Origin of the sequence: Corynebacterium urinipleomorphum (assembly GCF_900155535.1) — a bacterium.
Lineage (GTDB): Bacteria > Actinomycetota > Actinomycetes > Mycobacteriales > Mycobacteriaceae > Corynebacterium > Corynebacterium urinipleomorphum.
Genome location: NZ_LT706965.1, coordinates 498,912 through 523,401, shown reverse-complemented (window position 1 = coordinate 523,401; position 24,490 = coordinate 498,912). Strand labels below are relative to the sequence as shown.

The 24,490-nt window shown below is 63.9% G+C and carries 21 protein-coding genes and 3 pseudogenes; 21 read left to right on the top strand and 3 right to left on the bottom strand.

All coding sequences use genetic code 11. The features are described from left to right. Positions 1-4: 4 nt before the first annotated feature. From rpoZ to metK, 5 genes are all read left to right on the top strand, one after another. Positions 5-316 (top strand): DNA-directed RNA polymerase subunit omega, encoded by a 312-nt coding sequence (gene rpoZ, locus CZ338_RS09625; RefSeq protein WP_204211912.1) that lies wholly within the window; start codon positions 5-7, stop codon positions 314-316. A 465-nt stretch (positions 317-781) separates the two neighbouring features. Further along, on the top strand, positions 782-1,420 hold the full coding sequence (locus CZ338_RS09620) for a DUF3558 family protein (protein WP_162287329.1): 639 nt from the start codon (positions 782-784) through the stop codon (positions 1,418-1,420). Positions 1,421-1,572: 152 nt separating this feature from the next. Then, positions 1,573-3,270, top strand: coding sequence for a hypothetical protein (locus CZ338_RS09615; RefSeq protein WP_087117993.1), 1,698 nt, complete (start codon positions 1,573-1,575; stop codon positions 3,268-3,270). 24 nt (positions 3,271-3,294) lie between these two features. Beyond that, a complete protein-coding gene (coaBC, locus tag CZ338_RS09610; protein ID WP_087117992.1) occupies positions 3,295-4,545 on the top strand; it encodes a bifunctional phosphopantothenoylcysteine decarboxylase/phosphopantothenate--cysteine ligase CoaBC in 1,251 nt (416 codons plus the stop codon). A 103-nt stretch (positions 4,546-4,648) separates the two neighbouring features. Beyond that, positions 4,649-5,863: a methionine adenosyltransferase gene (gene metK, locus CZ338_RS09605; RefSeq protein WP_087117991.1), complete on the top strand. Its 1,215-nt coding sequence runs from the start codon at positions 4,649-4,651 to the stop codon at positions 5,861-5,863. On the opposite strand, the gene CZ338_RS09600 is transcribed toward metK, so the two are convergent. The 3 genes from CZ338_RS09600 to CZ338_RS09590 form a co-directional block, all read right to left on the bottom strand. After that, positions 5,860-6,798: a hypothetical protein gene (locus CZ338_RS09600; protein WP_087117990.1), complete on the bottom strand. Its 939-nt coding sequence runs from the start codon at positions 6,796-6,798 to the stop codon at positions 5,860-5,862. The two genes, metK and CZ338_RS09600, sit on opposite strands and share 4 nt — an antisense overlap. Positions 6,799-6,801: 3 nt before the next feature. After that, positions 6,802-7,188 (bottom strand): hypothetical protein, encoded by a 387-nt coding sequence (locus CZ338_RS09595; protein WP_087117989.1) that lies wholly within the window; start codon positions 7,186-7,188, stop codon positions 6,802-6,804. Between the two features lie 64 nt (positions 7,189-7,252). Next, positions 7,253-8,191, bottom strand: coding sequence for a polysaccharide deacetylase family protein (locus CZ338_RS09590; RefSeq protein WP_087117988.1), 939 nt, complete (start codon positions 8,189-8,191; stop codon positions 7,253-7,255). A 160-nt stretch (positions 8,192-8,351) separates the two neighbouring features. On the opposite strand from CZ338_RS09590, the gene CZ338_RS09585 reads away from it, so the two are divergent. The 16 genes and pseudogenes from CZ338_RS09585 to gap all read left to right on the top strand — a co-directional run bounded on the left by CZ338_RS09585 (position 8,352) and on the right by gap (position 24,447). Beyond that, on the top strand, positions 8,352-10,379 hold the full coding sequence (locus CZ338_RS09585; RefSeq protein WP_087117987.1) for a primosomal protein N': 2,028 nt from the start codon (positions 8,352-8,354) through the stop codon (positions 10,377-10,379). Positions 10,380-10,438: 59 nt separating this feature from the next. Beyond that, a complete protein-coding gene (gene def / locus CZ338_RS09580) occupies positions 10,439-10,948 on the top strand; it encodes a peptide deformylase (RefSeq protein ID WP_087117986.1) in 510 nt (169 codons plus the stop codon). A 36-nt stretch (positions 10,949-10,984) separates the two neighbouring features. Continuing rightward, entirely contained in the window at positions 10,985-11,911 is a 927-nt protein-coding gene (gene fmt, locus CZ338_RS09575) for a methionyl-tRNA formyltransferase (RefSeq protein WP_087117985.1), read from the top strand. Next, positions 11,908-13,377 carry an RsmB/NOP family class I SAM-dependent RNA methyltransferase gene (locus CZ338_RS09570; protein ID WP_087117984.1) on the top strand — a complete coding sequence of 490 codons (1,470 nt, stop codon included), beginning with the start codon at positions 11,908-11,910 and terminating at the stop codon, positions 13,375-13,377. Before fmt ends, CZ338_RS09570 begins: the two co-directional genes overlap by 4 nt. Further along, positions 13,374-14,006, top strand: a pseudogene (rpe, locus tag CZ338_RS09565) (ribulose-phosphate 3-epimerase); the annotation flags it as partial. The gene CZ338_RS09570 and the pseudogene rpe, both read left to right, overlap by 4 nt. A gap of 53 nt (positions 14,007-14,059) precedes the next feature. Beyond that, complete coding sequence (gene ribD / locus CZ338_RS09560) at positions 14,060-14,842, top strand: bifunctional diaminohydroxyphosphoribosylaminopyrimidine deaminase/5-amino-6-(5-phosphoribosylamino)uracil reductase RibD (protein ID WP_087117983.1); 783 nt, start codon at positions 14,060-14,062, stop codon at positions 14,840-14,842. Further along, positions 14,842-15,435 (top strand): riboflavin synthase, encoded by a 594-nt coding sequence (locus CZ338_RS09555; RefSeq protein ID WP_087117982.1) that lies wholly within the window; start codon positions 14,842-14,844, stop codon positions 15,433-15,435. Before ribD ends, CZ338_RS09555 begins: the two co-directional genes overlap by 1 nt. A gap of 5 nt (positions 15,436-15,440) precedes the next feature. Then, a pseudogene (locus CZ338_RS10845) lies at positions 15,441-15,850 on the top strand (3,4-dihydroxy-2-butanone-4-phosphate synthase); the annotation flags it as partial. Between the two features lie 117 nt (positions 15,851-15,967). Further along, positions 15,968-16,804, top strand: a pseudogene (ribA, locus tag CZ338_RS09545) (GTP cyclohydrolase II); the annotation flags it as partial. Positions 16,805-16,872: 68 nt separating this feature from the next. Next, the gene (ribH, locus tag CZ338_RS09540) at positions 16,873-17,391 is read left to right on the top strand and encodes a 6,7-dimethyl-8-ribityllumazine synthase (RefSeq protein WP_087117979.1); all 519 of its coding nucleotides are present in this window, start codon (positions 16,873-16,875) and stop codon (positions 17,389-17,391) included. A 65-nt stretch (positions 17,392-17,456) separates the two neighbouring features. Beyond that, a complete protein-coding gene (locus tag CZ338_RS09535) occupies positions 17,457-18,050 on the top strand; it encodes a PH domain-containing protein (RefSeq protein ID WP_087117978.1) in 594 nt (197 codons plus the stop codon). Positions 18,051-18,063: 13 nt separating this feature from the next. Further along, positions 18,064-20,148, top strand: a complete 2,085-nt coding sequence (gene uvrC / locus CZ338_RS09530) for an excinuclease ABC subunit UvrC (protein ID WP_087117977.1) — start codon at positions 18,064-18,066, stop codon at positions 20,146-20,148. A gap of 26 nt (positions 20,149-20,174) precedes the next feature. Further along, positions 20,175-21,059, top strand: coding sequence for an RNase adapter RapZ (gene rapZ / locus CZ338_RS09525; protein WP_407919376.1), 885 nt, complete (start codon positions 20,175-20,177; stop codon positions 21,057-21,059). A gap of 14 nt (positions 21,060-21,073) precedes the next feature. Then, positions 21,074-22,072, top strand: coding sequence for a gluconeogenesis factor YvcK family protein (locus CZ338_RS09520; protein ID WP_087117975.1), 999 nt, complete (start codon positions 21,074-21,076; stop codon positions 22,070-22,072). Positions 22,073-22,139: 67 nt separating this feature from the next. Further along, positions 22,140-23,111 carry a DNA-binding protein WhiA gene (whiA, locus tag CZ338_RS09515; protein ID WP_087117974.1) on the top strand — a complete coding sequence of 324 codons (972 nt, stop codon included), beginning with the start codon at positions 22,140-22,142 and terminating at the stop codon, positions 23,109-23,111. A gap of 325 nt (positions 23,112-23,436) precedes the next feature. Continuing rightward, positions 23,437-24,447, top strand: a complete 1,011-nt coding sequence (gene gap, locus CZ338_RS09510) for a type I glyceraldehyde-3-phosphate dehydrogenase (RefSeq protein ID WP_087117973.1) — start codon at positions 23,437-23,439, stop codon at positions 24,445-24,447. The last annotated feature ends 43 nt before the right edge of the window (positions 24,448-24,490 follow it).

Sequence of the window (24,490 nt, the reverse complement as noted above, 5' to 3'; positions counted from 1 at the left end):
GTGAGTGAGCAACGTGACCAACGATCTGGCTAATTCGGCAGAGACCGCCGACGTCAACGAGCAGGTGTACGACGCACCCGAAGGCATCACGGCCCCGCCTATTGACGAGCTGTTGACCAAGGTGTCTTCCAAGTACGCCCTGGTGATCTTTGCGGCCAAGCGTGCCCGCCAGATCAACAGCTATTACCAGGAGCAGGACGAGGGCGTGTTCGAGTTCATCGGCCCCCTGGTCACTCCTCAGCCGGGCGAGAAGCCGCTGTCCATCGCTCTCCGTGAGATCGAGCACGGTCTTCTGGAGCATGAGGAAGGCCAGTAAGTCTTTTCACCTGTTCTAACTGACAACGCGGTCCGTACACCCGACGAATGGTGCGCGGTCCGCGTTTTTTATGCGTTCCGTCCAAATTTTCTTTTAAGGACCTACATCGAAGCTAGGAAGGGGCGCGTTCGCCCATCCTTTCCCCTGCTTTCTTTTCGGTGCGGGCTTCTTTGTACGCATGCTTCCTGTTCCACCCGCTGCTGTAAGCGTTGTGCCCCTCAATTCCTCTGCTCCATACTTCGAGTCGAGCATGTGTTCTCTCTCACCTTGATTCCTTCAGTGTGGTGCAGATCTTTTTGGCTCCGATGTCTACTGAAGTAGACATCTTCCCCTTTCCCTTGCTTTGACCTCGTGCCATTCTTATTGCTGTCGGCCAGCACCAGTACAAACACAGGGCGATTCCACCGCGATGGGGGGACGGAGGAGATGAGAATGCGACGCGGCATGACCATAGGTTGGGGGACCGTGGCAGCCCGCGTATTCTCCGCCGCTTCGGGGGCTGTGTTGGTAGTGGTGCTGGCCGGCTGCTCGTTGGGAGATTCCGCACAGGAAGCTTCCTCCGGCATCGCGACTCATTCCGCCCCCGCAGACAGCCAGCCAACCGATCCATCTAACAATCCACCCCACGACGACCCGCCCGCCTTCCACTTCGAAAGCGGCGACCTCGTCCTCGGCGATTTCACCTACGAGGACGTTGCCGGGAACATCTTCAACCCCTGCGAGGAGATTTCCGTCGAGGAGTTTGCTGCTATTGGGTTTGAGAAGGAGGGCAAGGTCCGTCGCGTGGAGACTAAGGATCTCTATGGGTGTGCCATTTACGCGATTGAGGACGATTCACTAAGTTTCGCAGTATCAGGTGGTTCTGGAAACCTCTCGAACACGACAGAGCAACGCCACATCGTTGATTCGGATGCCTCAAAATCTATGCCAGGGGTTTACACCTATGAAAATCAAGGGGACGAAGGCGTTTGTGGGGCTGCCGTCGACACTAAGAGGGGCCAGCTCGGTGTTACGGCAGGTCGCTTAAGAGCAGATCTTCCGAATGAATACTTCTGCGAGGATGCAGTCAGAGTTCTCGATGAGCTCTACAAGTTAAATAAATAGGGGGGACTATGAAGATCATTAGTGAAGAGGTTCAGAACAGTATAAGCAAACTAGGCCAAGCAAGATCTACTTTGGCACCTACTTCTCTTCTAGCTTTGCCGCCAAGCGGATTAGCATTTTCGAAGGTCTCCGGCCTCGACGAATCGGGCTTGATGCACGGGAGTATCCGCTCTGACAGTGAGCCGGAGGCAACGAAGGGGCTGGCGCAGCATTTCAGTAATGCGGTGGATCTGCTGTCGGCGCAGCTGGTGGGTTACCAGATGGCGGATGAGAGCTTCGGTGACGCGCTGGGCAACATCGGGCAGGCAGTGCGGGGGAACGGTTACAAGGCCCTGGTTGACAACGTTAAGACAGGTGATCCGGTGATCAAAGCTTTCAACGCTACAAACCCGGTGGCGGGCAGGCCGCAAAGCTTGGAAGCATTGAATGCGCAGTTGATCGCGACAGACATAGCATCGATGGCTGGGATGTCAATGGATTGGGCAGATACGGCAACCACAATCGGGGAGGCGTTGTCGTTCATACCGGCAGCGATCGGGGACCTGCAAGGGTCGGCGGAAACGGAATCGATTGCAAGGGCGATCGAGCACCTTAGCCAAGTTGAAGCAGCGGGTTCGCAATATATGGGCAATGCCAGTGCGTTGTCGGCGCACACGGCTGATCTAGCCACGGTGGCGGAGGCGAATGCGCTTCAAGCTGCGGCAGCTCTAGCAGTAGTGCGGGGAACACCGAACCCGGGCGTGGCTAAGGCGTTGGAGGAATCTTTCCTGGCGGCGTTTTCCCCGAAGCTCACGACGGAACTCGTTCCGGTTACGCCTATGTTCACGCAACTGCTGCCAGAACTGGGCGCGCCGAACGGAGCGGGCACCGACCAGTCGGGAGCTTTGGCACCGACCGCGCCGTCGTTCGAGAACACGCCATTGCCGAAGATCGTTCAACAGGCTCTCTCCAACGCTGGTTACCGGGATTTGGCCTACGCGTCCACGCCGACGCAGGTGGTTGAGCAGTTCGGGCGGCCAAATCCGGACATGCTCGAATCTATCGCCGCGGGGGCTACGCCGACACAGGTAGCGAGCGCAGCGGCACCAGCGATGCCTCCGTCGCTGAATACGGTGTCGCCTGCGGGTGCACTCGGAACAGGGGCGATTCAGCCGGGTGCCGGTGCGCCATTGGGCCACATCACACCAGTCAGTATTGGCTCCGGCGGTGGAGTGCCGGGTGCTGGTGCTATGGGCGCAGGCAGCCCAGCAGCGTCGGGTGCCGCCGGAGGAGCAGGAATGCCCGCTGCCGGGCTTCCGGGGGGCGCGTCGCGCGCGAATAGTGCAGTGACGAATCTGCGGGGAGTGAGCAGTGGACGCTCCGGCACCGGAGGGGCCGGGCGTGCAGGTAGCTTGAGCGGCCTGGGAAGCCAAGCAGGTGCCGGAGCACTCGGCGGGCTTGCCGGCCGCGGTGGTCTCGGAGGAGCAAGCGGATCGGGCGGCGGAATGAATGCGTTGAACGCCGGCCGGATGGCCTCAGGGCCCTTGGGTGGTTTCAGCGCGGGATCCGGGACGGGCATGGGACTGACACCCGGACCAGGTGCCAGTCTGCAGGGTGGCGTGCAGGGCGGCAACACCTTCGTATCTGGCGGTCAGGCCGGTAGCGGCCAGTCAGGTGCACGTGGTGGTGCAGCAGCAGGACCGAGCATGTACGGCGCCGGCCAGCGCGGTAGCGGTAAACGGAAGCGGGGGAAAGTGCAGGCGGTGACGTCGGCAGTAGAACGTGAAGGCAACCTCAAAGCCTTGCTGGGGGAAGCCCCGGAAGTAGTCCCCGGTGTGATCGGTGCGTGGGTGCGGCAGCCCCGGACCTAGAACTGGTGGGTAAGCTCGGGGGCCATGAGCCTAGAGCCCAATGAGAACACCCACGCCCCCCGTAAAGTCGTCATCGGTGTGGCAGGTGGAATCGCAGCGTACAAAGCCTGCCACCTGGTCCGCGAGTTCACGGAAGCCGGTGACGAAGTCAGGGTGGTCCCCACACCGGCGGCGTTGAATTTCGTCGGGGCGGCCACGTTCGAGGCGCTCTCCGGGCAACCGGTGGATACGGGCGTGTTCTCCCGCGTGGACGAGGTGCAGCACGTCCGCGTGGGCAAGGAAGCGGACCTGATCGTCATCGCACCGGCCACAGCGGACACAATCGCGCGGATCGCGGCGGGGCGCGCGGATGACCTGCTGACCGCGACAGTGCTCGTTGCCACCTGCCCGGTCGTGCTGGCACCGGCGATGCACACGGAAATGTGGGAGAACCCCGCCACGCAAGACAATGTGGCTACTCTCCGCCGCCGGGGCCTAACGGTGCTGGAGCCGGCGCGGGGTCGCCTCACCGGCACGGATTCAGGTGCAGGACGGATGCTAGAAGCGGGGCAGATAGCGGAGATGGCGCGGACCGTGCTCGAGGCGGGGGCTTACACCCGCTCATTGGAAGGCATAAAGGTGGTCATCAGCGCCGGCGGCACCCAGGAGAATATCGATCCGGTCCGCTTCATCGGCAACCGGTCTTCGGGCCGCCAAGGCTTCGCGCTCGCCGATATCGCGGCCCACCGCGGGGCACAGGTCACTATCGTCGCCGGCGATACTGACGCACTGGACACCCCACCCGGTGCAGAGATCATCAAAGTCCGCTCCACCCGCGAGATGAAGGAGGCCGTCGACACCGCGGCTGTGGACGCGGACATCGTCATCATGGCAGCAGCTGTCGCCGATTACAGGCCGGAGAATGAGGCTGGCTCCAAACTGAAAAAGGGCCAGGCCGATGACGCGCTGTCGACCCTGCGTTTGGTGGAGAACCCGGACATTCTGAAGGGGCTCGTCGATAAGCGGAATGCGGGGGAGACTTCCGCCGCGATCGTCGGCTTCGCCGCGGAAACAGACAACCTGCTTGAATACGGTAAGGCGAAACTAAAGAGCAAGGGCGCCGACATGCTCATGGTCAATTCTGTGGCGGGCGGTGCCGTGTTCGGTGAGACACGCAACAGCGGTTGGTTGATCGGCCGCGGCGGCGAGACCCAGGAAATCGCAGACGGCCCGAAGCACGTGGTAGCTGCGCGGATCTGGGATGCGATCGAGGAGATGACTGAAAACAGACAGTGAGGTTGTCTTCGTTAGACAGCTTGGTCTATTGTTGTGGGTGCGCCGCGAAGAACGCGTGTCAAAAATTCAGACAGCCGTCTCACTTTAAAGGACCACGTACACGATGACTGACCCCTTCTACCGCCTTTTCACCAGCGAATCCGTGACTGAGGGGCACCCCGACAAGATCTGCGATGCCATCTCGGACACGATTCTGGACGATATGCTTGCGCAGGATCCGCTGTCGCGTGTGGCCGTGGAGACTTTGGTGACTACCGGCCAGGTCCACGTTGTGGGCGAGGTGACCACAAAGGCGTACTCCAACATCGCCAAACTGGTCCGCGACAAACTGGTCGATATCGGGTTCATCTCCTCCGAGGTCGGCTTCGACGGCCGCACCTGCGGCGTGAATATCGCCATCGGCGACCAGTCCGCCGAGATTTCCGACGGCGTCACTGATTCCCTCGAAGTCCGGTCGAATACCTCGACCGGGGAGGAAGATCAGTCCGGCGCAGGCGACCAGGGCCTCATGTTCGGTTACGCGACGGACGAGACCGAGGAGTTCATGCCGCTGCCCATCTCCACAGCGCACCGCCTCTCACGCCGCCTCACGCAGGTGCGCAAAGAGAGCATCGTCCAGGGGCTGCGCCCGGACGGCAAGACACAGGTCACTTTCGCGTACGACGGCGAGACACCGGTTCATCTGGACACCGTGGTCATCTCCACGCAGCACGACCCGGACTTCACCGGCGAACCCCTCGAGACTGCACTGCGTGAGCACGTGCTGGAGTGGGTGCTGGAGGACGCTGGGTTGACGCAGTTCTACACCCCCGAGACCAAATTGCTGGTCAACCCGTCCGGTTCCTTCGTTCTCGGCGGGCCGATGGGTGACGCGGGCCTGACCGGCCGCAAGATCATCGTGGATACCTACGGCGGCATGGCCCGTCACGGCGGCGGTGCCTTCTCCGGCAAGGACCCGTCAAAGGTCGACCGCTCGGCCGCGTATGCGATGCGCTGGGTGGCTAAGAACATCGTCGCCGCTGGTCTGGCCAAGCGCGTGGAAGTCCAGGTCGCTTACGCCATCGGCCGAGCTACTCCAGTGGGCTTGTACGTGGAAACCTTCGGCACCGCCGCCGAAGGCCAGACCAACGAGACGATTCAGCAAGCCGTGGAAAAGGTCTTCGACCTGCGCCCCACGGCGATCATCCGCGAGCTGGACCTGCTGCGCCCGATCTACGCCGACACCGCCGCCTACGGCCACTTCGGTCGCACCGACGTGGACTTCCCGTGGGAGGCCCTGGACAAGGTCGACGAGCTGAAGGCGGCCGCCGGGCTCTAAAGTCTCGGCCCGTCCGCCAGCCCCGGCTCAACCTGAGCTGGGGCTGCTTCGCCATTCGGGGGGGCCGTCGTGCCCGGGGGCCCACTGCTCGCGTGGCGCCACTCTTCCTTCTGCTCTTCGGACTTACGGTAGTTCCGCAAAGCGATCAGCCCGACAACGACACCGATGACGATGGGCACCCAGATCTTGGTGTATTCCATGAGGACTTGAACCCACCCCGGTAACTCGGGCAGCGCGGGTAAGTCGATGCCGGGTGTCGGCAGGGTCACCTGCGGCAGTTTCGGAACGGGCAGGTCCACGTGGGGGGTTGTGAACTCCGGCAGCTTCCAGTCGGGCAGGAACTGCGACAGCCAGTCGAGGACCTTACCCACCAGCGGCCCGAGCACGAGCACCGCAATGGCCCAACCGGCCTTGCCCAACCCTTCTGCCATGGGTATCAGCGTCCGCTTGACCGGGCTGGACTGCATGATGTCCCGGCGGCGTTCTCCGCGCGACCCAGCTGGTGGATCAAATTCGACGACGGTACTGCCTTCGCGGAATTCGATCTGCAAAATGTCTTTGAACGTGTTCACCAGAATCCGCAAGTGGGGCTTTGCGCGGTCGGTGCCCACGCTGATAAAGGTTTGCAGCTCGTCCTTCTTGCCGGGGCCGCGCAAGGGAATCCGGTTGGAGCCCTGTTCGAGGGAAGAGTATTGGTTCTGCACGGTGCCGTCGACAAGCACCTCCAAGCGAAGCGGCGGGTTGTCGCGGAATTCTTTGATGCGCTGCCATGGCTTCGCGTCGGCGGGTGCGCGTGTGCCAGCATCGGGTCGGTCCGCGAATTTCTCCGGTGGCTCTCCCGGCCAGTCGGGGTCGATGGCGTGGAAGTCTTTGTCGAAGCCGGAACGGACCTCTATGCGCCCGTAGTCAGGGTGGTCGAGAACCCAGGTCTCCATGGTTTAGCTTTCCTTCGGGTTAGTGCCGGCTAGCGCACCTGCGAGGAACGTGGCGGCCGCGGCGACGAGGACGGCACCCATGAAATAAATGACGGTCCCGTCGTTGAAGTACAGGAATTTCGCGGCGAGGAAAGCAACGCCCGCAAGAACCGGGAAAGACCAGGTTGGGCGGTAAGTCCAGCCGTCGATGAACCCGAAGATCGCAGCAGCGCCCAAAATGAGGGCGATCGACGGAATCACCGCGTTCTCTTCGCCTACGGCGGGAATGAGAACGAGCGGCCCAAGCAAATAGACGGCGAACATCGCGTACGGAGTGGCGCGCTGGGCACCTGTACGCGCGCCTTTATGGGCTTCTTGCTTATCGACGTCTACCGCAACCGATTCACTCATGCCTCGAACTTATGTCAGCGAAACCGTTTACTCAACGGGGATTGTCGATGCTGGGGCGGAAGCGCTATTCGGCGTTGGTGTAGGTGCGTCCGGGCACCGGCTGGACGAGCTCATCCAAGGTCACGGGGCGAAGACCCTTCTCGCGCAGTCCGTCGATGATGCAGGCGGTAGCGTCGACGGTGCTCGGGTGAATGTCGTGCATGAGAATGATCGATCCCGGCACAGCGTTGTCGACTGCGTTGCGGCAAGTGATGTCTGCGTTGCGGTTCTGCCAGTCCGAAGTGTCAACGTCCCACAGGGCGAGACTCAACCCACGCTGGCCGGCGATAGATGCCACGCGCTCGTCGGTGGCGCCGTACGGCGGACGCAGCCAACGGGGTTTCGAGCCGAGTGCAGCCTCGATGGCCTTGTCGGTCTCGTCCAGCTCCGCAGCGATCCTCTCGTCCGCAATCGCATTCAGCTGCGGATGGTTGTAGGAGTGGTTCGCCACAATGTGTCCCTCGTCGCGCTCACGGCGCAGAATTTCCGGGAAGGCATCGGAGTTACCGCCGATGGTGAAGAAAGTCGCCTTCACGTTCTTGCTCTTGAGGATATCCAGCAAGCGCCTGGTCGTCTCCGGCGATGGGCCGTCGTCGTAGGTGAGAGCGACAGTGTTCGTGCAGGCTGGCGGGGCCTCCGGGGCCTTTTTCTTGCGGCCGTTGGTGTCGAAGCACATTGAGGGAGCCTGGGGCAGCGGCTGCGTCTGCGGGTGGGGGCTGTGCTGCACCGGGCGGAGCTCGCCGGGGATTGCCTTTCGCACATCGGCCGGGAGCGCGTTGAATGCCTGGCGCATACCGTTTTGGACACCCGAATCGATATTGCGGGCCGCCTGTGAACTCAATGCCAGAGTGTTCGGTTCCAAGGACGGGCTTGGCGCACCGGACAGCGGAGCAGCCGTGGCCGGGCTGACCATCAAGGCAGTGGTGATCAAAGCCAGGGAGGAGGCGGTGAGGGAGCGTTTCACGGTGATGCGCGCACTTTCAAACGAAGAAGGAGTGAAAACGAATTGATTATGCGTCCGGAGCTCCTTTTCTGCAAGCAATCACACACGAATTTCGGGTGAATAGTCCAGGGTTTCACCAGACCGGTAGGGCGTGGTTCACGGGGCCGTTACACTCTGGTGCATGCCTGAGAACCCGAACAGCGCTACTGCGGCGGTCGACCCAGTCGCCCGTGTGCTTCCGCTGTTGGGACTTCCGCATCTGGACAGGACCTTTGATTATCTGGTTTCGGAGAGTCACTCTGCAGATGCGCAACCGGGGGTCCGTGTGCGCATCCGTTTCGCTGGCCGGCTGGTTGACGCCTTGGTGCTTTCCCGTGTGGCTGAGTCCGATCACGAAGGCAAACTCCGTTTCATTGAGCGGGTGGTTTCCCCCGAGGTTGTCTACCCGGAACGGATGCGCGAGCTGGTGGACGCTCTAGCTGACCGGTACGCGGGAACGCGGTCGGACATCATCCGCTCCGCTATTCCCGCCCGCCACGTGAAGGCTGAGACGACCGATACATCGACGCCATGGGAGGACCTCGGGCAAGTCGAGGAACCCGACTTGTCCGGGTGGAGCGTGTACACGCACGGCGAGTCATTCGTCGACGCGGTGGTCGCCGGCACTGTTGCCCGAGCGGCGTGGCAGATCGCTCCCGGCGATGATTGGGCCGACGCATTGGCCACGCTGGCCACGAAGGTCGCGCACGGCGGTGGCGGGGTGCTCATTGTGGTGCCAGACCAGGCGGATGTGGACCGCGTGGACGCTGCCCTGCGCAAGATCATCGGTCCGCGGCAAATCACCACCCTGACAGCCTCGCTCGGCCCGCAGGCGCGCTACAGCCGTTTCTTGTCCATCCTCCACGGTCAGGGGCGCCTCGTGGTGGGTACGAGGTCCGCAAGCTTCGCCCCGGTGGAGAACTTGCAGTTGGCCGTGGTGATGTTCGACGGCGACGATTCCCTGGTGGATCCCCGTGCGCCGTACACGCACGCGCGAGAGGTGTTGACAACGCGGTCCGCCGTAGAGAAATGCTCTCTCATTATCGGCGGGCACTCCCGCACCGCGGAGACTCAGCTGCTCGTGGAATCTGGGTGGGTGCACGACCTGATCGCGCCACGGTCCACGGTTCGCACACGGTCCCCGCACATTCACGCTGCGGGCGACAGTGATTTTGAGCTGGAGCGCGACCCGCGGGCAGGTGCCGCCCGGTTGCCTTCGGTGGCGTTCGAGGCTGCTCGGCGGGCTTTGTCGGCGGGGAAACCAGTTCTCTTCCAAGTGCCGCGTGCCGGGTATGTCCAGTCGTTGGCGTGCGGGATCTGCCGCACCCCCGCCCGGTGCCGCGCCTGCAACGGTCCGCTGGGGTTGCCTTCCGGAAACGAGGCCGCGGCGCCGACGTGCCGATGGTGCGGGCGAATGGACAGTTCATACGTGTGTCCTCATTGCGGTTCACATCGTCTCCGTGCCGTGGTTGTGGGCACTCAAAGGACGGCGGAGGAACTTGGCCGGGCTTTCGCTCCGCAGAAAGTGATCACGTCGTGGGGCGAGCGCATCCTCACCGAGGTGCCCGATGCGCCAGCGATCGTGGTGTCCACGCCGGGTGCCGAGCCGCGTGTCGCCGACGGCGGGAAATACGGTGCCGCGGTTCTGCTGGACACATGGGCGCTACTGGGGCGGCCCGACCTCCGCGCGGCTGAGGAGACGATGGCCAAGTGGATGGCGGGGTGCACCCTCGTCGCACCGCACGGAAAAGGCGGTGAAGTCGTGGTTGTCGCCGATGCCGCGCTGCCCGTTGTCCAGCACCTCATTCGGTGGGATGCGGCGGGGCACGCCGCAACTGAGCTCGCGCAGCGCCGCGAGGTGCGTTTCCCGCCCGCCGTTCACATGGCTGCCGTGGACAGCCCGCGTGATTCGCTCACCGACTTCCTGGAACACATCGACTTACCGGCTGACGTGGATATTCTCGGCCCGGTCGACGTTCCGCCCGGTGCAGATCTGCCGGGGGAGTGGGACGAGCGTGTCGCTGGACCAGCTCAGCGCGTGCTCATCCGCACACCGTTGTCCACGCGTAGCGCGCTGGGCAAAGCGTTGCGTGCCGCGGCTGTGAACCGGGCGACCCGCAAGCAGGACCTGCCGTTGAGAATTCAGGTCAACCCGATGCATATCGGCTAATCTCCAGCATCTCGCGCCGCCGTAACTGCCCCGCACCCGGGCACGTAGACTGGGCAGCCATGACCATCCGCCGCATCAGGATCTTCGGCGATCCGATTTTGAACACGCAGGCTTCGCGCATCGAGCTTTTCGACGCCGCACTTATCCGCCTCGTCCACGACATGCTCAAGACAATGGACGATGCCGGAGGCGTGGGCTTGGCCGCCAACCAGATCGGCCTGGCCAAACGTGTGTTCGTGTACGACTGCGACGGGATGCGCGGAGCCCTGATCAACCCGGAGTGGGAGCCTGTCGACGATAAGGTCCAGGTCGGCCCGGAGGGCTGCCTGTCCATCCCGGACCTGCAGGCGGACGTGGTGCGGCACGAGACCGTTCTGGCCCGTGGATCGGATGAATTCGGCCGGCCCGTGGCGCTGCGTGCGAACGGTTTGCTGGCCCGTTGCATCCAGCACGAGACGGACCACCTAGACGGGGTGCTGTTCCTCCGTCGCCTCGATCCGGAGGTGCGGAAAGAAGCTATGCAGATGATCCGGGGCATGGACTGGTACACGGACGGGCAGAACGGATAGGAAAGCCAGGGAAGTAGGAGAGAGGAAGACGAGACGATGCGCATAGTTTTCGCGGGAACCCCGGAGCCGGCGGTGGTGGCGCTAGAGAAGCTGATCGCCTCCGAACACGAAGTGGTGGCTGTGCTTACCCGCCCCGACGCCAAGAAGGGGCGGGGCCGGACGCTTCACCCGTCCCCGGTGAAGGCGCTGGCGCAGAAGCACGGTATTGAGGTGCTCACGCCGGAGAAGCTCAAAGGGAACGAGGAAGTCAAGGCCACTCTGAAGGAGCTTGCGCCCGACGCGATTCCCGTTGTCGCCTACGGCAACTTGATTCCCGAGGATTTCCTGGACATTCCCACACACGGGTGGATCAACCTGCACTTCTCGCTGCTCCCGCGGTGGCGCGGTGCCGCCCCGGTACAGGCAGGCATTCTTCACGGCGACGAGTACAGCGGTGCGACCACGTTCCGTATTGATGCCGGATTGGACACCGGTGACATCCTGCTGCAGGAACCGGAGCTGATCCAGGCGGACGACACCGCTGACGACCTGCTCACCCGACTGGCCTATTCCGGCGGCGATCTGCTTGTTCGGACGATGGACGACCTGGCCACCGGGCACTCCACGTTCACGCCCCAGGAAGGAGATGCCACGTACGCGCCGAAGATCAGCAAGGACGACGCGCGTATCGACTGGACCGCAGCCGCCGAGGACATTGACCGTTCGATCCGCGCTTACACCCCGGGCCCGGGCGCGTGGACCACGCTGAACGGTGACCGCGTGAAGGTCAGCCCCGTCCGCCTCGACGCAGAAGCGCAGGCCCTCGAACCCGGCCAGCTCGAGGTGACCAAGAATTCTGTGCGGGTCGGAACTGGGACGGAGGCGGTCGTGCTCGACACCATCCAGCCGCCAGGAAAGAAGATGATGTCCGCAGCCGATTGGGCTCGCGGGCTCCAGGACACTAAGGGAGTGAGGTTCGAGTGAGCGGAGGATTCCGGTCCCGCACGAAACGCGCGAAGGAGCAGGCCGAGCAAGAAGCGGTGCACGGGCAGAGCCAGCGCCCGGTGAAAAAGAGCACGCGTGACGACGCCCCGCGGCGCAACCCGAGCGCGACCGCCGACATCGGAGACCCCGCGCGCCAGGCCGCCTTCGACGCTGTGCTGCGGGTGGAAACAGAGGACGCCTTCGGCAACCTCGTTCTGCCCCAGATCCTCCGCGAGCGAAAGATCAAGGGCCGCGACGCGGCCTTCGCCACCGAGATCGCCTACGGCACGCTGCGCTCCTTGGGGGTCCTCGACGCGGTGATCGCCGACTGCTCGTCCCGCAGTCTGAACGACCTCGATCCAGCAGTCCTCACCGCCCTGCGGTTGGGCACCTACCAGCTCCTGTTCACACGCGTCGACGACCACGCCGCGGTGGACACCTCCGTCCGGCTCGCCGAGGCCGCTGGTGCCGGTAAAGCGAAAGGCTTCGTCAACGGCATTCTGCGCACGGTCTCGCGCACGAGCGCCGAGGCGTGGATGGACAAACTCACCCCAGATGACGCGGTCGCCGCAGTGGCGTTCCGCACTGCGCACCCAGAGTGGATCGCGCAGTCTTTCGCTCGGGTCGTGGGGAAGGACGAGCTCGAAGCGGCGCTCGAGGCCGATTCGCAGCGCCCCATCGTGCACCTCGTTGCCCGACCAGGCGAGATGTCGGCGGAGGAACTCGCCCTTGTCACTGGTGGGGACGAGGGGCGCTACAGCCCGTACGCCGTGTACTTGGCGGACGGCGGCGACCCCGGCTCGCTCGAACCGGTGCGCGACCGAATGGCTGCGGTCCAGGACGAAGGATCCCAGCTCATCGCCCGCGCCGTGACTGAGGTGCCGGTGGACGATGACCAGGGCCGCTGGCTCGACCTGTGCGCGGGTCCCGGCGGCAAAGCAGCGCTCATGGGCTCCATCGCGGAGATCGACGGCGCGCACGTCGACGCCGTCGAGGTCGGCGAGACCCGCGCTGAGCTCATCCGGAAGAGCACCGACGGCCTGCCGGTCACGGTGCATGTCGCCGACGGCCGGAGCCCCGGACTGGAGCCGGGCTTCGACCGCGTGCTTGTGGACGCCCCCTGCTCCGGCCTCGGCGCCCTGCGCCGCCGCCCCGAAGCCCGCTGGCGCAAATCCGAAGACGACATCGCCGACCTGAACACTCTCCAATCGGACCTGCTGGCATCCGCAGTCGATCTGGCGAAGCCGGGCGGGGTGGTCGTGTACTCGACGTGCTCGCCGGATGTGAGGGAGACGCGGGGGATCGTCGATAAGCAAGTGGCGCAGGGCAACGTCGAAGAGCTCGACGCGCGCGACTACATTCCGGAGATGGACGAGCTCGGCCAGCACTTGAGCGCGCAGATGTGGCCGCACCGGCATGGCACCGACGCGATGTTCATGGCCGTTCTCCGTAAGATGAAGTCATGATCTACATCGCCCCGTCGATCCTGGCCGCCGACTACGCCGCACTCGGCGCGGACGTGGAGAAAGTCCCCACCGCTGACCTCATCCACGTGGACATCATGGACGGCCACTTCGTGCCCAACCTCTCCTTCGGCCCGGACGTGACCAAGGCCGTCAACCGCGTCACCGACCAGTTCCTGGATATCCACATGATGATCGAGGAGCCTGAAGCCTGGTTCGAGACCTACATCGACGCCGGCGGCGACCGCCTGGTCTTCCACATTGAAGCGACGAACGACCACGTCGAGGCCGCGAAAAAGCTGCATGACCTCGGCGTTGAGGCAGGTTTTGCCATCAAGCCCGGCACGCCGATCGAGCCCTACCTCGACGACCTCGAGCACTTCGAGGAAGTCATGGTCATGAGCGTCGAGCCCGGCTTCGGCGGCCAGAAGTTCATGCCGGAGGTCTTGAGCAAGGTGGTCACCTTGCGCGAGCACATCGCAGACGCCGGCTTATCGACGATCATCGGCATCGACGGCGGCATCGGCGAATCCACCATCGCCCAGGCGGCCGAAGCCGGTGTGGAATCCTTCGTGGCCGGTTCGGCGGTGTTCGGGGCGGACGACCCGGCGACGGCCGTGGAGAAACTGCGCGAANCGGTAAGCGTGCGCTGGACGCCGCCGGGGAGCGGGCGCGCGGTGCGCACATGGCGGTCACGCTCGAGCCCTGCAACCACACCGGGCGGACGGGGCCGTGTGCGGAGGCGATTGTTCAGGCGGGCGTCGCGAAGGTCGTCTACGCTAACGCCGACCCGAATCCGGAAGCGGCCGGGGGAGCAGAGTACCTACGCAACCACGGCGTCGAGGTGCGGCACGTCCCGTACCCGGTCCCGGCGCTCGAACCGTGGCTCACGGCGGTCCGCAACCGCAGGGTCTCCGTGACGGCGAAGTTCGCCGCCACCCTCGACGGATTCACCGCCGCCCCGGACGGCACGAGCCAGTGGATCACCGGCGAGATGGCGCGCTCGTGGGTCCACGCGGACCGCTCGAGGTGCGACGCCATCATCGTCGGCACTGGCACGGCGCTGGCGGACAATCCGTCACTCACCGCCCGCCGCGAGGACGGAAGTCTGTACGAGAATCAGCCGAGGCGGGTGGTCGTCGGCAAGCGGAAGGTGCCCGAGGGCAACCTGAAGCGGCTCGGATTCGAGCAGTACGCCACCCCGCAGGAAGCCCTCGACGAGCTGTGGGCGACCGGCGCGCGCCACGTCATTGTCGAGGGCGGCGCGACGCTGATGCGCAGCGTCTTCGAACTCGGCGTCGTCGACGCGGTGCAGGCCTACGTCGCGCCGATGCTGCTCGGCGCCGGCCGCGGCATTGTCGACGGGCCACTCGCCGGCACGCTTGCCGACGCCGAACGGTACGAGCTCGATAACATCGTCGCCGCCGGCGACGATGTGCTGATCCAATTGCGCAGAAAGGACGACTGATGTTCACGGGTTTGGTTGAGGAAGTGGGGGTCGTCGAGAAGCTTGAGCGGCTCGAGGACGCTGTGCGACTCACAGTGCGTGGCCCGCTGGTCACGTCCGACGCGCGCCCCGGCGACTCGATCGCGGTCGACGGCGTGTGCCTGACCGTCGTCGACGCGGCGGACGGCAGCTTCACCGCGGACGTCATGCGGGAGACCCTCAACCGCTCCCGGCTGGGCAGCTACGAGGTCGGTTCGAACGTGAACCTCGAGCGGGCGCTCGCCGCGGGCGCGCGCATGGGCGGACACATCGTACAAGGCCACGTTGACGGTGTGGGCGAACTCGTGTCGCGCGAGTCCACCGAGCACTGGGATGTGCTGCGGTTCTCTCTGCCGCCGGAGCTCGCGCTCTATGTCGTGGAGAAGGGCTCGGTCGCGCTCAACGGCACCTCGCTTACTGTCTCCGCGGTAGGCGAGGACTTCCTGGAGGTCTCGCTCATCCCGACGACGCTGGCGGAGACGACCTTCGGGGAGCTCGCCGTGGGGGAGCCTGTGAACCTGGAAGTGGACGTGGTGGCCAAGTACGTCGAGAAAATGGTGGGGGGCTACCATTAGTCCCCATGACGGACACCCTGCGACTTGATTCAGTTGAAGACGCTGTTGCCGCGGTGGGCCGTGGTGAAGCGGTCGTGGTGGTGGATGACGAAGACCGCGAGAACGAGGGCGACCTGATCTTTGCGGCCGAGCACGCCACCCCGGAGCTCGTCGCGTTCATGGTGCGGTATTCGTCGGGCTACATCTGCGTGGCCATGGAAGACGAGGCAGCGACGCGGCTCGAGCTTCCACCGATGGTGGCCGTGAACGAGGACGCCCGCAGCACGGCCTACGCCGTCACAGTCGACGCAGCGACGGGCACCACCGGCATTTCCGCTCGCTCCCGCGCGGAGACCATTCAGCGTCTCGCTGATCCGTCTCGCACAGCCGCAGACTTCACCCGGCCAGGGCACGTCGTGCCTCTGCGCGCCCGCCGCGGCGGCGTCCTNCCGCTCCCTCCCGCGCGGAGACCATTCAGCGTCGCGCTGAGCCGTCTCGCACAGCCGCAGACTTCCCCCGGCCAGGGCACGTGGTGCCTCTGCGCGCCCGCCGCGGCGGCGTCCTCGTCCGTGACGGCCACACGGAAGCCAGCGTCGACTTGGCCCGCCTCGCAGGGTGCCAGCCCGCCGGTGCGCTGTGCGAGATTGTCTCCGAGGACGACCCGACGGACATGGCGCGCGGCGACGAGCTCCGCCGATTCGCCGACGCGCACGGCCTCAAAATGATCTCCATCGCCCAGCTCATCGCGTACCGCCGCCACACTGAGCGCATCATCGAGCGCGTCGCAGAGGCATCGCTTCCTACCAGTCACGGCCCCTTCACGGCGTACGGATACACATCGCTTATCGACGGTTCCGAGCACATCGCCCTCGTCACCGGCGACATCACTGGCGGGGAAGATATCCTCGTTCGGGTCCACTCCGAATGCTTGACCGGCGACATCTTCGGTTCGCTGCGGTGCGATTGTGGCCCGCAACTGCACGAGTCGATGCGCCTCATCCAGGAGGCTGGCCGAGGCGTGATCGTGTACGTCCGCGGACACGAGGGGCGCGGCATCGGCCTGACCGCGAAGCTCCAGGCCTACCGTCTGCAGGAGCAAGGCCTGGACACCGTCGACGCAAATGTGGAGCAAGGGCTGCCCGTAGATGCCCGGGAGTACTCCGTGGCCGGCCAGATTCTTGCGGACCTCGGCGTCGCCTCTGTAGACGTGCTGTCCAACAACCCCGAAAAGGTTGAGGCATTGAGCGGCTACGGTCCAGTTGTCGCCGGCCGCACGCGCATTGAGGTTGTGCCGTCCCACGAAAACATCGCCTATTTGCGCACCAAGCGCGACCGGATGGGGCACGACCTCCCGGCAGTCGAAAAATGGGATAAGTCGTACGGCATCTAAGATGGACCCGTACGTCTCTTTGGCTGAGATATTGGCTAAGAAGTTCGAATTCTGATTAAGGAGCAACCATGATCTTCGGAGCACCCGACTCCTCCCCGGAGCGCATCAACGCGAAAGGAATGCGTGTCGCCGTCGTGGGAACGGAGTGGAATGCCCACGTCGTGGACATGCTCATCGACCGTGCTGTCGAGACCGCTGAGGCTGCTGGCGCAGAAGTCCATGTCTTCATGGTCTCCGGCGCGATGGAGCTCCCGCTCATGGCGCAGGCCGCCGCGAAGCGTTTCGACGCTGTCGTGGCCCTCGGCTGTGTCATCCGGGGCGAGACCCCGCACTTCGACTACGTCTGCCGCGCTGTCACTGACGGTTTGACCCGCGTGGCCCTAGACATGTCTGTCCCGGTGGGCAACGGTGTTCTCACTGTGGACACGTACGAGCAGGCGGTGGCCCGCACCGGCGGCCCCGATGCCCGAGAGGACAAGGGTGCGGAGGCACTGACTGCGGCGCTCGGCGCAGCGAACGTGATGAGCGAAATCGAGCGTTTCCCGCTGATGAAGCTCACCCGCGGCAACGCGCACGACGCTTGGTAGACGCGCATACCATCGCCCTGTGCGACACCGCTTACGCGAGCGGCACCTGACGGCAAGAACAGAAAATGAGATGTGAAAGAGGCGGAAGGAAGCAAGTGAGCAACGTCAATAGCAGTGCGGACGGCGCATCCGCGGCGCAGGCAGCACAAGCGAGCGACCGCGACCGAGATATCGCCCTCTTCAACGCTCTCGACCCCCACGCCGCCACTTCGACTAAGCCGTGGGAGATCGAAATTGTCTCGCACTTCCTGCGCCGCGTGGCCGCACTCGCCGTGATCCTGATCATGGCCGCCCACATCTTCGCCGGTGTCACGGTCGACCTGGAATTCACGGGGGCGGCGATCACGACCGTCGATAAGCTGGCCTTTCCGGCGATCGGGCTGATTTTCTCTGTGCTCGTGTGGTGGGCGCTAACGCGTCCGCGTGTGCGCGCTAACGAAGATGGCGTGGAGGTGCGCAACATCATCGGCACGCGCTTCTACCCGTGGGTGGTCGTCTACGGCCTGTCCTTCCCGCGCGGCTCCCGCATGGCGCGGCTTGAACTCCCCGAATTCGAATACGTCCCGCTGTGGGCCATCCAGTCCGGCGATAATGAGCGCGCCATCGAATCCGTGAAGGCATTCCGCCGCCTCGAAGCCCGCTATATGCCGGAAGACTAGGGCTGGAAAGTACGTGGTCAACCCCGCAACCTACCGTCCCGCGCCCGGGACGATTCCCACCGATCCCGGTGTGTACAAATTCCGCGATGCGGCAGGCCGCGTCGTGTACGTAGGCAAAGCGAAGAATCTCCGTGCCCGCCTGAACAACTACTTCCAACCGCCCGCGCAGCTGCACCCCCGCACTCGCCAGATGGTGTTCACCGCATCCAAAGTCGAGTGGACCGTGGTGGCCAGCGAAGTCGAGGCGCTCCAGCTCGAATACACCTGGATCAAGCGCTACGACCCGTGGTTCAACGTCATGTACCGCGACGACAAGACGTACCCGATGCTCGCGGTCAGCGTAGGGGAGAAGTACCCTCGCGCATTCTTTTACCGTGGGCCGCGGCGAAAAGGCGTGCGCTACTTCGGGCCATTCTCGCACGCGTGGGCCGTCCGCGAAACCTTGGACTTGCTCACCCGCGTATTTCCCGTGCGCACCTGCTCCAACGGGGTGTTCAACCGCCACGAGCAGCTCGGGCGGCCGTGCCTTCTCGGGTACATCGATAAGTGCTCCGCACCGTGCATCGCGCGCGTGGATGAAGCGGAGTACGACGAGATCGTTTCCGGCTTCATGGGCTTTATGTCCGGCCGCACCGACGACGTGGTGAAGGGCCTGACCACCCAGATGATGGCGGCCAGCGAGAACCTCGAATTTGAGAAGGCCGCGAGACTTCGCGACGACCTCGGTGCCGTGAACAAAGTCATGGAACGGCAAACAGTCGTGCTGAGCATCGACACCGACGCCGACATCATCGCCTTCGACACCGACGAGCTGGAAGCCGCCGTGCAGATTTTCTCCGTGCGCGAAGGCCGCATCCGGTCGCAACGCGGCTGGGTTGTTGAGAAGACGGGGGACGAGCCCGGCTCCATGGAGCGTCTCGACGACGGGCAAGACGACCCCGCACTGCCCGCCCTCATGCAGAACTTCCTGGTGCAGCACTATTCCGACACCGTAGAGCGCATGGAGCAGGAGAGAGCGGAGGATGAACGGCTGGCCGCCAAGAAAGTCCGCCGTCGCGGTGTGGACCAGGAGTCCCACGAGAAGATCCGGCCGCCGATGCCGGTGCCGCGCGAAATACTCGTCCAAGTCCTGCCCGAGGAGCCGGAGGAGACCCGTGCGCTGCTGGAAAAACTCCGCGGCGGCCCTGTCGAGTTCCGTGTGCCTCAGCGCGGCGACAAGAAGGCGCTGATGGAAACGGTGCAGCGCAACGCCAAAGAATCTCTCCGCCAGCACAAGCTCAAGCGGGTCGGCGACCTCACCGCGCGTTCCCAGGCGCTGCAGGACATCCAGGACGCGTTGGGGATGGACGATGCCCCGCTGCGTATCGAGTGCACCGACATCTCCCACATCCAGGGCACCGATGTCGTAGCGTCGCTCGTCGTCTTCGAAGACGGCCTGCCCAAGAAATCCGATTACCGCCGGTACCGCATCAAGGAGGCAGCCGGCGATGGCCGCAGCGACGATGTCGGCTCTATTGCGGAGGTCACCCGCCGCCGCTTCAAACGCCACAACCAGGACAAACTGGCAAACCCGGAAGACCCGGATCTGGACGAGACCAGCTTCTCCGACGAAGAACTCGCCGAATCCTCGTCGGTAGAATCCACCGACAACAAGCGTTTCGCCTATCCGCCTCAGCTCTTCATCGTGGACGGCGGCAAGCCGCAGGTCACCGCCGCGCAAAAAGTCTTCGACGAGCTGGGCATCATGGACGTCACCCTCATCGGACTGGCCAAGCGCCTCGAAGAGATCTGGGTGCCGTACGACGACGAGCCTCTCATTCTGCCCCGCAACTCCGACGGCATGTACCTGCTGCAGCAGATCCGCGACGAAGCCCACCGCTTTGCCATCACCTACCACCGGCAGCAGCGGTCTAAGCGGATGCGCGCCTCTGCTCTCGACGGCATCCCCGGACTCGGCCCCGCCCGCCGCAGCGACCTGGTCAAGCACTTCGGCAGCGTGAAAAAGCTCAAGGAAGCCAGCGTCGAAGACATCACAGAGGTCAACGGAATCGGCCCCAAGCTCGCGCAGACGGTGTATGAGCATCTGCGGGAAAGCTGACGTCGACAAGCGTGCAATTGGATACGATGGGGCACATGGCGACCCCAACTGAGCTGCGACCTGTCATCATCACGGGAATGTCCGGCGGTGGTCTCTCGTCGGCCGCGAAAGTCTTCGAGGACAAGGGCTACTTCGTGTCCCAGAACCTCCCGCCGCAACTCATTCTGGAACTAATGGACCTCGCTGCGGAAAAAGGATCGCCCGTAGAAAAGCTCGCCGTAGTCACCGATGTCCGTGCGCGGATCTTCAAAGGCGCCATCATGGACATGATCGAGGGAGCGCGCGAACGCGGTTTCAACCCGTTCATCCTGTTCCTCGAAGCGCGTGATGATGTCCTGATCAAACGCTTCGACAGTGTTCGGCGCACGCACCCGCTGCAAGGCGACAATCCCTTGAGCGTAGGAATCGAACGCGAACGCGCCGAACTTGCCCGTGTCCGCGACACCGCCGACGTGATCATCGACTCTTCCAACCTCTCCATTCACGATCTGCGGCGTGCGATCCAGGCATCCATCGGCGACCTCGACTCGACCAAGCAGCACGTGACCATCCAGTCCTTCGGCTTCAAGCACGGCTCACCGCGCGACGCCGACCTCGTCTTCGACGTTCGGTTCCTGCCTAACCCGTACTGGATCGAAGAACTCCGCAATTTCCGCGGCATCGACCAACCAGTCAGCGATTACGTGCTGTCGCGCCCCGGCGCCGACGAATTCGTCGACAACGTCGTTGAACTACTCAGCTCGATGATGGCCGGATACAAGCATGAAGGAAAAGACTTCGTCACCGTCGGCATCGGGTGCACTGGGGGCCACCACCGCTCGGTCGCAGTCTCCGAAGAAGTCGGCCGCAGGCTCGCCCAACGCGGAGGCGTGGATGTCTCCGTCATGCACCGCGACCTGCAGCGCCACTAGAAGGGAGCACCACAATGTCCCAATTGCGCATCACGAGTCTCGGTGGAGGGCATGGCCTCCACCAAACCCTCCTCGCCGCGAAGATCCTCGCGGAAGCTGAAGAAAGAGAGGGCTGCTCCCCGTCCACATGCCGTGTCAACGCGGTGGTGACCGTCGCCGACGACGGTGGTTCTTCAGGGCGCCTCCGACGCGAGCTCGGTGTGGTTCCTCCCGGTGACCTGCGCATGGCCTTGGCCGCGCTCACTCCCAACAACGAGGACGGGCACGCTCTACGTGACGCCCTACAGCACCGGTTCGGCGGCAACGGAGCAATGGCGGGCCACGCCGTGGGCAACCTCGTCATCGCCGGCCTGACGGAAATGACCGGCGAAATCCAAGCCGCGCTCGATACCGTCGGGCACTGGGCCAGCTCGACTGGGCGGGTGCTTCCCGTTGCGCTCGAACCGCTCGATATCGAGGCCGAAGTCGCAGGGCTTGACGACGACCCACGTGTCCTCCGCACCGTCCGCGGCCAAGTAGCTGTAGCCACCACCCCCGGATCAGTGCGCCGCGTCCGCCTGCACCCAGGGGAACCATCTGCGAATCCTGCTGCGGTGGAGGCCATCAAGAACGCCGACGTAGTCACCATCGGCCCGGGTTCCTGGTTCTCCTCCGTCATCCCGCACCTGCTTGTCCCGGAGATCGTCGAAGCGCTCAATGAGACATCGGCTCCCGTCGTGGTCATCCTTAATCTGTCGCCGGAGGCAGGCGAGACACCCGGATTCACCACCGAGCGCCACATCCACGTCTTCAACCAGCATGCACCTGGATTGAAGGTGGACAAATTCCTTGTCGACGACGCTACCGACTTCACCGAGGGCGAACGCACCTATCTCACCCGCACCGCTGAACAGGCCGGTGCTGAGATGGTGTTCGCGGACCTGCGTGAGGTGGACGCTTCCGGCGCGCTCACCAACAGGCACGATCCGCGGAAACTGGCAGCTGCCATCACGTCCGTGTTGGGCGGAAACTAAACTGTCGCACAGCTAGCCGCGCAGCAGACGCAACCGCTGCCGCGAACAGGAAAGGAAGAACTCTCACGTGGCGTTGACGTCGAAAGTCAAAGACGAACTCTTGGCAGTGACCCCCTCCGGCGCTGACGCCCGCATCGCCGAAGCGACCGCAATGCTGCGGGTAGCAGGAGAGTTCAGCCAAGGCCTGCATGGTCTTGAAGTGCGAGCGGACTTCGCCGAGCTAAACGTGGCGGAGCACCTCGCGGCAACAATTCGTGATGTCTGTGACGTGCACGTCTCCGTCGATCCTGTCAGTGCCGGCGGCAATTCCCGCGACACCCGCTACGATGTCGCGGTCACCGACGGCGCGCGCGACGTAATCCGCCGTTTCAAACTCGTCACCGCCTCCGGCCACCCTGTCGTCGGGCTGCCGCGCACCATCATCTCCGGAACTACCGCCGAGGTCGAAGGGGCATGGCGCGGCGCCTTCCTCGCCCGTGGTTCGCTCACGGAGCCGGGGCGGACGGCCAACCTCGAAGTCGTGTGCCCACGCCAAGAAACTGCGCTTGCACTCGTCGGCCTCGCCCGACGACTCTCCGTCTCCGCCAAGACGAAGGAGACACGGGGGAGTGAGCGCGTATTCGTCCGCGACGGCGACGCGATCGGCATTCTCCTGTCCAGAATGGGCGCTCCCCGGACTCGACTGGAGTGGGACGAGAAACGCAAAGTGCGGCACGAACGCACGAGTGCCAACCACCACGCTAATTTCGACGATGCCAACCAGCGCCGTTCCGCCCAAGCCGCCGCGGCAGCCGCCGCCCGCGTTGACCGGGCGATGCAGATTCTCGGCGACGATGTCCCCGAACACCTCGCCGACGCAGGCTATCTACGCGTGAAGCACCGCCACGCATCCCTCGAGGAACTTGGCCGCCTCGCGGACCCCCAGATGACCAAGGATGCCGTCGCCGGCCGCATTCGCCGCCTCCTTTCGCTCGCCGATAAGCGCGCCGAGGAGTTGGGCATCCCTGACACACACGCCGCAGTCCACACCGAAGAGTGACACCTGCGGCACGGCCTTTGAGGCGGGTTCAATCAGCGCCCGTGTCGTAGGTGATGCGGGGGTGGGTGTCGCCCCGATAGGTTCCGGATGGTTCCGATTATTTCTGCTTTTGCTTAAGCATTTTGAGACGTCTCGCACCCCGTCGCCCTCCCCCGGCGCAACAATATCGCTGCATAACAGGGGTGAAGGCGGCAAATTTCAGGCGCGGCGAAAAGCTTCTGCGGGGGATTCCGTATTTCTCTACACTGGAACGTGAAGGTCGCGAGTTGAGACCAGCTCGGCAGACGGCCTAGCAAAGGAACCCAAACTCCCGAAGGAGCAATACATGACCACTCGCATTGGCATCAACGGCTTCGGTCGCATCGGCCGCTCCGCGTTCCGCATCATCCTCAACGAGTACGCAGGCGACCTCGAGGTCGTGAAGATCAACGATCTGACCGACAACAAGACCCTCGCTCACCTGATGAAGTACGACACCGCTTACGGCCAGCTCGGCCGCGAGGTCTCCTACGACGACGAGTCCATCACCGTCGACGGCAAGCGCATCGAGGTCACCGCTGAGAAGGACCCGGCAAACCTGGCTTGGGGCGACGCAGGGGTGGACATCGTTCTCGAGTGCACCGGTATCTTCACCGACGGCGAGAAGGCAAAGGCACACCTCGATGCCGGCGCAAAGAAGGTCATCATCTCCGCCCCGGGCAAGAACGTCGACGGCACCTACGTGTGGGGTGTCAACCACACCGACTACACCAACGACGCCAACGTCATCTCCGCGGCTTCCTGCACCACCAACTCCCTCGCGCCGGTGGCTAAGGTCCTCAACGACGCGTTCGGCATCGAGCGCGGCCTGATGACCACCATCCACGCGTACACCGGTGACCAGCGCATCCAGGACGCACCGCACAAGGACCTGCGCCGTGCACGCGCCGCTGCGCAGAACATCGTTCCGACCACGACCGGTGCAGCCAAGGCTGTCGCTCTGGTCCTCCCGGAGCTCGAGGGCAAGCTCGACGGCTTCGCAATGCGTGTCCCGACGATCACCGGTTCCGCAACCGACCTGACCGTCACGCTGGGCAAGGAAGTCACCGTCGACGAGGTCAACGAGGCCATCAAGAACGCTGTCCAGGACTCCGAGTTCGGCCGTGCTCTCGAGTACACCGAAGAGCCGATCGTGTCCTCCGACATCATCGGTAACTCCCACGGCGCCATCTTCGACGCTGGCATGACCCGCGTCATCGACGGCAACCTGGTGAAGATCATCTCCTGGTACGACAACGAGTTCTCCTACACCTCCCAGTACATCCGCACCACCAAGCACGTCGCGGACAACCTGTAAACCACACTTGAGTAACGCGATGCCCGGGTAGAGTGCAAGCACG

Bases quoted from the DNA above. Each gene is read 5' to 3' on its own strand.
- metK (WP_087117991.1), top strand. From the start codon at position 4,649: ATGACTGACCCCTTCTACCGCCTTTTCACCAGCGAATCCGTGACTGAG.
- CZ338_RS09555 (WP_087117982.1), top strand. From the start codon at position 14,842: ATGTTCACGGGTTTGGTTGAGGAAGTGGGGGTCGTCGAGAAGCTTGAG.
- fmt (WP_087117985.1), top strand. From the start codon at position 10,985: ATGCGCATAGTTTTCGCGGGAACCCCGGAGCCGGCGGTGGTGGCGCTA.
- def (WP_087117986.1), top strand. From the start codon at position 10,439: ATGACCATCCGCCGCATCAGGATCTTCGGCGATCCGATTTTGAACACG.
- CZ338_RS09520 (WP_087117975.1), top strand. From the start codon at position 21,074: ATGTCCCAATTGCGCATCACGAGTCTCGGTGGAGGGCATGGCCTCCAC.
- gap (WP_087117973.1), top strand. From the start codon at position 23,437: ATGACCACTCGCATTGGCATCAACGGCTTCGGTCGCATCGGCCGCTCC.
- ribH (WP_087117979.1), top strand. From the start codon at position 16,873: ATGATCTTCGGAGCACCCGACTCCTCCCCGGAGCGCATCAACGCGAAA.
- ribD (WP_087117983.1), top strand. From the start codon at position 14,060: ATGGCGGTCACGCTCGAGCCCTGCAACCACACCGGGCGGACGGGGCCG.
- CZ338_RS09600 (WP_087117990.1), bottom strand. From the start codon at position 6,798: ATGGAGACCTGGGTTCTCGACCACCCTGACTACGGGCGCATAGAGGTC.
- CZ338_RS09585 (WP_087117987.1), top strand. From the start codon at position 8,352: ATGCCTGAGAACCCGAACAGCGCTACTGCGGCGGTCGACCCAGTCGCC.
- rapZ (WP_407919376.1), top strand. From the start codon at position 20,175: ATGGGGCACATGGCGACCCCAACTGAGCTGCGACCTGTCATCATCACG.
- CZ338_RS09535 (WP_087117978.1), top strand. From the start codon at position 17,457: ATGAGATGTGAAAGAGGCGGAAGGAAGCAAGTGAGCAACGTCAATAGC.
- coaBC (WP_087117992.1), top strand. From the start codon at position 3,295: ATGAGCCTAGAGCCCAATGAGAACACCCACGCCCCCCGTAAAGTCGTC.
- CZ338_RS09615 (WP_087117993.1), top strand. From the start codon at position 1,573: ATGCACGGGAGTATCCGCTCTGACAGTGAGCCGGAGGCAACGAAGGGG.
- CZ338_RS09595 (WP_087117989.1), bottom strand. From the start codon at position 7,188: ATGAGTGAATCGGTTGCGGTAGACGTCGATAAGCAAGAAGCCCATAAA.